We start from the raw sequence: 6,387 nt of genomic DNA on the forward strand, positions 1-6,387 counted from the left end.
GGTTGATGCTCATGCCAAAACCCGTCATCGTCGGCGCTGCCCGCACGGCCATCGGCCGGTCATTCAAGGGCACCCTGGTCAACACGCCTCCCGAGACCCTGATAACGACGGTTCTGCCCGAGGTTGTTCGTCGTGCCGGCATTGCTGCGGAGGCCATCGATGATCTGATCTTCGCGGAGTCGAATTACGGTGGGGGCGATATCGCGCGCTATGCCGCGGACGCTTTGGGCTGGGAGTCGGTGCCGGGGCAATCGGTGAACCGGCACTGCGCGGGCAGCCTCACTGCGATCGGCAACGCGTCGGCGCAGATCGGCTCCGGCATGGAGCGCGTCCTGGTGGCGGGTGGTGTGCAGTCGCTGTCGTCGTCCCCGCTGATGAAGTGGCGGGTGCCGGGGCCGGAGCTGACCTTCATCGAGCCGTGGATGACGCCCACTCACGTCGAGACCCCGGACGCGCCGATGCGGGACATGTCGGTCACGGTCGGTTGGAACACCGCCCAGGCCGTCGGCATCACCCGTGCGGAGATGGACGCGTGGGCGGCCCGGTCGCATCAACGCGCTATCGCGGCGATCGACGAGAGCCGATTCGTCGACGAGATCGTGCCGTTGAAGGTGACTCAGCCGGACGGCTCGGTCACCGAGTTCAGTATCGATGAGCATCCGCGGCGCGGTACGACCGCCGAGAGGTTGGCAGAGCTCAAAGTCCTGCACCCGGAGATCGAGGGATTCTCCATCACCGCGGGCAACAGCAGCGGCACCAACGATGCTGCCGCTGCTGTCGCGCTCGTCGACGCCGACTACGCCGCGGCTGAGCGCCTCGGTGTGCTGGCCACCGTGAAGGCTTGGGCCGCAGTCGGTGTCGCGGCACGTGACACCGGCCTGGGCGGGGTCAAGGTGATCGGAAAAGTGCTCGACCGTGCCGGGCTCAAGCCGTCCGACGTGGCGCTGTGGGAGATCAACGAGGCCTTCGCGTCGGTCCCGATCGCGGCGGTTCGCGAGTATGGTCTCGACGAGGAATTGGTCAACTTCTCCGGAAGCGGCTGCAGCCTAGGCCATCCGATCGCCGCCTCGGGTGCGCGCATGGTGACCACGTTGGTCTACGAGCTGCAGCGCCGTGGCGGTGGCATCGGTGTCGCCGCCATGTGCGCCGGCGGTGGTCAGGGCGGCGCCGTCGTCATCGAGGTGTAGTCGAAGCGAGTCAGACAGTCTTGCGTCGGACCGCCTTCTTGGCAGGTTTTGCGCCCTGCTCGATCAACTGCGCCGCGTGGTCGAGGATGCACTGAAGGCCGTACTCGAAGTTCTTCTCGTCGGCCGCGCCGATGCGATGGCCTTCGCCGGTCATCTGTGCGAGCAGGGGAGTGCTCTCAGGATCGATCACCATGGTCTCTTCGAAGTCGCCGGGCGCGTTGTCGTCGGCCCGGTTCTTCTCGTAGAGCCGGTGCAGCACTACCGATCCGCGGACATGCACGGAGACAGCCGAATACGTATCGAACGCGTCCTGGGCTGAGAGCCCGGCCTCGACCAGACCGCTGATCGCGGTTTCGATCTCCTGCGCGCCCAGGCGCGCGGCTCGCGGACTCAGAGCCGACCGGATCAGGATCAGATCGCACAGGATCGGGTTGCCCATGAACGCCGTGCGCATCGTCCGGGCATGGTTGGCGAGCGACTCACGCCAATCCTTGGCTTCGACATAGGGTGTCGCGACGGCGAATTGGCGCAATGCGCGATCGGTCATCGCGTTGAGCAGATCGTCCTTCTTGCGGAAGTACCAATAGATGCTCGTGACGCCGACGCCGAGGTGCTTGCCGAGCAGCGGCATGCTCAGGTTGTCGATCGAGACCTGCTCGGCGAGTTCGAACGCGCCGGCGATGATGTCGTCGGGGTTGATGGATCCTCGTTCGCGGCGCTGACGCTTCTCCGCGGTCGGGTGCTTTGCCACTGCGGACACCTCCATCGAATTCGATACTGCTCAGGCAGTTCCTGCGCCAGTGACGGGCGGTTTTCCGCCCGTTTACTGTAATTAATCTAGTAGGCTTTTCCGGGATATTGGACCGCGGGCGAAGGGGCACTGGTGTCAGAGGTAGTTCTGCGGGAGCGTCAAGGTCGCACACTCGTCATCACGATCAATCGGCCGGAGGCCCGTAACGCGTTCAATCTGGCGGTCGCCCAAGGGCTCGCCGACGCGGTCGACGAACTCGACAACACGCCAGAGCTCTCGGTGGCCATCATCACCGGCGCAGGCGGCAACTTCTGCGCCGGTATGGATCTGAAGGCGTTCGCCTCCGGAGAGCTGCCCCACGTGCCTGGCCGCGGAATCGGGTTCACCGAACGGCCGCCCCGCAAACCGCTCATCTCCGCGGTCGAAGGCTATGCGCTGGCCGGCGGCACCGAGATCGTTCTGGCGACCGATCTGGTGGTTGCCTCCAAGGCCGCCAAGTTCGGCATCCCGGAGGTGAAGCGCGGTCTGGTCGCCGCGGGCGGCGGTCTGCTGCGGCTGCCCAAGCGCATTCCGTATCAGAAGGCCCTCGAACTGGCGCTCACCGGTGACAGCTTCACTGCCGAAGAAGCCGCGGCGTGGGGCTTCGTCAACAAACTCACCGAGCCGGGCGAGGCCTTGGCCGGCGCCCTCGAACTGGCCGAGCGGATCACCGCCAACGGCCCGCTCGCGGTGGCGGCTACGAAGGAGATCATCGTCAAGTCGGCCGGCTGGTCCGAGGACGAGATGTGGAAGAAGCAGGGCGAGTTGATCACTCCCGTTTTCACGTCGAAAGACGCGATCGAAGGAGCGACTGCGTTCGCCGAGAAGCGTGCCCCGAACTGGACTGGTTCTTGACGGATTGATCGATCTCGGGCTCGCCGGCGGCGCTCTCGAACCCGACTATTCACCCCTTCGCACAGCGTCCTGATTATCCGTCGGCTCGATGCGGATACGTTGGGTGTCAACCCATTCCACGTAGCCGGAGCCGCCGACGGATGTGTCTCGGTACCGGCCCTCGAATGTGTAGGCGCTGACGTACCCGCGCCCGTGCCCGTAGCGCCACGGGGCATCGACTGCGCAGTCGAGGGTGAGGACCGGGGCGCCGGCGTCGTCGGTCACCGTCCATCGGAATCGCTCGGGCATGTCCATGGTGCGGCCGCGCTCATCGATCAATGGAGCTTGGCGGTAGTCGAGGATGTCCATGCGGGTGTTGGTGTAGATCTCAGAGGTCTTGCCGAGGATGCGCAGATGTGCCAAGCGGCAGGCGATTCGGCCGCGGGCCCGCACATCGGTGAGCAGGACCTGGGTTTCGGCGTCGAGATTGACGATCTGGTAGGTGAAGAAGTCGATCGGCAGTTTCAGCGCGGGCGGTACGGGCCTTCGGGTCAGCGACTGGTGAGTGAGGAAGCGTGCGTACTCGACGGTGCCGAGACCGTCGATCGCAGTGGTGCCCGATGCGTCCTCGACGGTCCCGGAATAGGTAGCCAGGAGGCTGAGGTGGTCGTAGATCGGTGTCTTGACGAAATAAGAGACCTGGTCGGTCACAGCGAGCCGTAGGTCGACCGAAAAGTGTTGGTAACGGCCGCGGACCGTGACGCTGGGGTAGCGCACATCGATGGTCAGGTCGTCGCCCCAGCGCAGGGACGTGCCGTCCTCGGTGAACATGCAATCCGCCGTCGTATCGTACGCGCGGTAGTGGTGCTGGCCTTCCGCGGCCGTCGACGACAGCACGGTGGCGGTGTGCCGGGCGTCGCGCGCAGCCAGGTAGTCGTTGTCGAAGAGTTCCGATCCCGTTGCCCCGATGAGCGTCATGGTGTTCAGATACCGGTGTGGTGCCGGCAGTTGCGGGACGAATACCCCGTAGTGGGTGGCCGTCCACGGGCCCGACGCGGCGTGTGGGCGCAGCATGGCCGGTGCGTCGAATGGCAGGCGCGAGGCCGGCAGGCGTCGGTCGACCCGGGGCATCAAGCCGTCGACGATGATTTGTGACAGCACGCGGGAGATGGGTTGTTTGAGCACTGCCGGCCTAGCCCGCCCATGCTGTACCGAAGTCATACGTCCCCCATCCGCATGTCTGTGGCCACGCGTTTCATGAAGTGACCTACCGGTAACATAAGGACATGTGACCCCAAGGTCAATCCCTTGTCGCTTCGGCAACTCGAACGCGGCGGGCCGAATGATCGGTCGTTCGATAGCGTCGTACAGGTGCGACCCAACCGAACCGGCACCAAGGGCATGCCCCGCCAGCAGCGAGAACAAGCGATCCTCTCGGCGGCCTCGGCCGAATTCGGTGCGTCGAGCTACGTAGGTGCGCACATGAGCGTCATCGCCGCCAACGCCGACGTGTCGAAAGCGCTCGTGCTGTCCTACTTTGGTTCGAAAGAGGATCTCTACGTCGCCTGCGTCGAGCGCGCCGGGGAAACGCTGGCTGCCGCGATCGGCGATGCCATACCGGTGCCGTCCGGCGGCGCGAGCGACGGCGAGCGGGTCCTCGAGGCGATCTTCACCACGCTGGCCGACCGGCCCAGCGACTGGCCCGTCGTCTATGACCGGACAGTGCCCGCCGGTCGGGCCCGCGACGCCGCGCGCGAGCAGCGCACCATCCTGCGGGAGCAGGCCATGGCCGGGGTCACTCGTGCGCTCGCCGAAGTCGGCCTCGACGACCCTGACGACCTGTCGGCGGCGACGGTGGTCTGGGAGCACATCGTCTCGGCATTGGTGCAGTGGTGGCAGCAGCATCCCGAGCAATCGGCCGCCGACATGACCGCGCGCGGACGGCGGATTCTCGCCGCGTTGTCGGACCGTCCTGTCGCAACGTCGTAGCCGTAGCTGTAGCCGTAGCCGTAGCCGCGCGAGCAGACGTGAAGGTCCCGGAATGTGCGGCGTGTCGGGAACATCCGCGTCTGCTCGCGGATGAAAGGTGGCACTCTCGGTCGGCTGAGGGCACTACGGTAGAGATTTCAGTATCGACCGAGGAGGGCGCATGGCCGACGACATCGAGGCGATCAAACAGCTGAAGGCCCGCTACTGCCGGTTCCTGGACACCAAGGACATCGACGCGTGGCGCGCACTGTTCGCCGAGGACGTCGTGGTCACCCTGGACATGGCTGTGTCGACCGGCGGGGCGGACCCGCAGACCGCACCGCCGCTGAACGGTTTCAACGAGTTCTTTCCCGTGGTGTGGGGTGGCGTCGAACATGCAGCTACGGTCCACCACTGCCACACCCCGGAGATCGAGTTGACCTCGGATACCACTGCCACGGGCATCTGGGCGATGGAGGACATGCTGTATTTCGCCGACGGCGGTCATCTACACGGCGCGGGGCACTATCACGAGACCTACGAAAAGCGTGACGGCGCATGGCAGATCACCAGCCTGCACCTCACCCGGACGCTGTTGAAGTTCACCACCGCGTAGCCGACGGGCCGCTGATTTCCCGATGCCGAGTGTCGCATCGCGACGAGTTTTGCCCTCCAGTGCAGTCTGATCGTCATGGGCAAATTGATTTATGGGTTCAACGTATCGGTGGACGGGTACATCGCCGATGCGCAAGGCAACATCGACTGGTCTGAGCCGAGCGACGAACTTCACCAGTACTGGAATGACTTCGAGCGGGAGACCGCGCTGTCGTTCTACGGGCGCAGGCTCTACGAACTGATGTCTGCGTACTGGCCGACGGCCGACAAGGCCCCGGACGCCACCCCTCTGATTGTCGACTTCGCCCACATCTGGCGCGACATGCCCAAGGTTGTGTTCTCGCGCACCCTGGAATCCGTCGACTGGAACTCCCGCCTGGAACGCGGCGACCCGGTCGAGGTGGTATCGAAGCTGAAAGCGGAAACCGACGGCAGGCTGGAGGTGGCAGGCGCGACGCTGGCCGCACCGATCGTGCAGGCCGGGCTGGTGGACGAGTACCGAATCGTGGTCGCACCCACCGCGGTGGGCGGCGGAACCCCGTTCTTCCCGACCCTGCCGTCGTGGATGTCGCTGCGACTGTTGGAGAACCGCACCTTCCCGGGTGGCACGGTACTGCTGCGCTACGAGGCCAAACGCGACTGAGTCAGTGATCGGGTCGACGGGACCTGACTGTGACGCGAATTCGTCTGGCGGCCAGGGCGATTCGGCCCGCGTTGGGGGCGGGCTCATGCCTAGTTGGCCGACGGTGGTGGTGGCTCGGGTTCGAAGGGTGTGTACCACCACCAATCGGCGCGTTCGCCGGTCGGCCCTCGGTAAGGCGGTACCTGGGGTGGTGGTGTGGTTGGTGGTCGCGCCAGTGATCCGGGATGTAGCTGCTTGCCGGTGGGGTCGGTGACGCTGAGTTGGTGGGCGGGGCCGGTGATGGTGATCCCGCCGTTGTGGTGCAACCGGTGGTGGTACGGGCAGAGCATCACCAGATTGTCGAGGTCGGT

At 65.3% G+C, this 6,387-nt stretch carries 7 protein-coding genes and 1 pseudogene; 5 read left to right on the forward strand and 3 right to left on the reverse strand.

Annotated elements, in window-relative coordinates:
• The first annotated feature begins 11 nt into the window (after positions 1-11).
• On the forward strand, positions 12-1,187 hold the full coding sequence (locus A5784_RS14565) for a thiolase family protein (RefSeq protein ID WP_064945602.1): 1,176 nt from the start codon (positions 12-14) through the stop codon (positions 1,185-1,187).
• A 10-nt stretch (positions 1,188-1,197) separates the two neighbouring features.
• Here the strand turns inward: A5784_RS14565 and A5784_RS14570 are convergent, their stop codons facing one another.
• A complete protein-coding gene (locus tag A5784_RS14570) occupies positions 1,198-1,938 on the reverse strand; it encodes a TetR/AcrR family transcriptional regulator (RefSeq protein ID WP_064945632.1) in 741 nt (246 codons plus the stop codon).
• A 132-nt stretch (positions 1,939-2,070) separates the two neighbouring features.
• On the opposite strand from A5784_RS14570, the gene A5784_RS14575 reads away from it, so the two are divergent.
• Positions 2,071-2,832: a crotonase/enoyl-CoA hydratase family protein gene (locus tag A5784_RS14575; protein ID WP_064945603.1), complete on the forward strand. Its 762-nt coding sequence runs from the start codon at positions 2,071-2,073 to the stop codon at positions 2,830-2,832.
• Positions 2,833-2,877: 45 nt separating this feature from the next.
• Here A5784_RS14575 and A5784_RS14580 read toward each other — a convergent pair whose 3' ends face one another.
• Positions 2,878-4,032 (reverse strand): DUF6670 family protein, encoded by a 1,155-nt coding sequence (locus A5784_RS14580; protein WP_064945604.1) that lies wholly within the window; start codon positions 4,030-4,032, stop codon positions 2,878-2,880.
• A 180-nt stretch (positions 4,033-4,212) separates the two neighbouring features.
• Between A5784_RS14580 and A5784_RS14585 the strand changes: the two genes are divergently transcribed.
• From A5784_RS14585 to A5784_RS14595, 3 genes are all read left to right on the forward strand, one after another.
• Positions 4,213-4,800, forward strand: coding sequence for a TetR/AcrR family transcriptional regulator (locus A5784_RS14585; RefSeq protein WP_064945633.1), 588 nt, complete (start codon positions 4,213-4,215; stop codon positions 4,798-4,800).
• Positions 4,801-4,960: 160 nt separating this feature from the next.
• On the forward strand, positions 4,961-5,395 hold the full coding sequence (locus A5784_RS14590; RefSeq protein WP_064945605.1) for a nuclear transport factor 2 family protein: 435 nt from the start codon (positions 4,961-4,963) through the stop codon (positions 5,393-5,395).
• A gap of 75 nt (positions 5,396-5,470) precedes the next feature.
• Positions 5,471-6,037: a dihydrofolate reductase family protein gene (locus A5784_RS14595; RefSeq protein ID WP_064945606.1), complete on the forward strand. Its 567-nt coding sequence runs from the start codon at positions 5,471-5,473 to the stop codon at positions 6,035-6,037.
• A gap of 89 nt (positions 6,038-6,126) precedes the next feature.
• Here A5784_RS14595 and A5784_RS38800 read toward each other — a convergent pair.
• A pseudogene (locus tag A5784_RS38800) lies at positions 6,127-6,387 on the reverse strand (hypothetical protein); the annotation flags it as partial.

Origin of the sequence: Mycobacterium sp. 852013-50091_SCH5140682, assembly GCF_001665685.1 — a bacterium.
Taxonomy (GTDB): domain Bacteria; phylum Actinomycetota; class Actinomycetes; order Mycobacteriales; family Mycobacteriaceae; genus Mycobacterium.

What these genes read in the sequence shown, in the direction of transcription:
- A5784_RS14590 (WP_064945605.1), top strand. Translation starts at nt 4,961, where the DNA reads ATGGCCGACGACATCGAGGCGATCAAACAGCTGAAGGCCCGCTACTGC.
- A5784_RS14595 (WP_064945606.1), top strand. Translation starts at nt 5,471, where the DNA reads ATGGGCAAATTGATTTATGGGTTCAACGTATCGGTGGACGGGTACATC.
- A5784_RS14585 (WP_064945633.1), top strand. Translation starts at nt 4,213, where the DNA reads ATGCCCCGCCAGCAGCGAGAACAAGCGATCCTCTCGGCGGCCTCGGCC.
- A5784_RS14580 (WP_064945604.1), bottom strand. Translation starts at nt 4,032, where the DNA reads ATGACTTCGGTACAGCATGGGCGGGCTAGGCCGGCAGTGCTCAAACAA.
- A5784_RS14565 (WP_064945602.1), top strand. Translation starts at nt 12, where the DNA reads ATGCCAAAACCCGTCATCGTCGGCGCTGCCCGCACGGCCATCGGCCGG.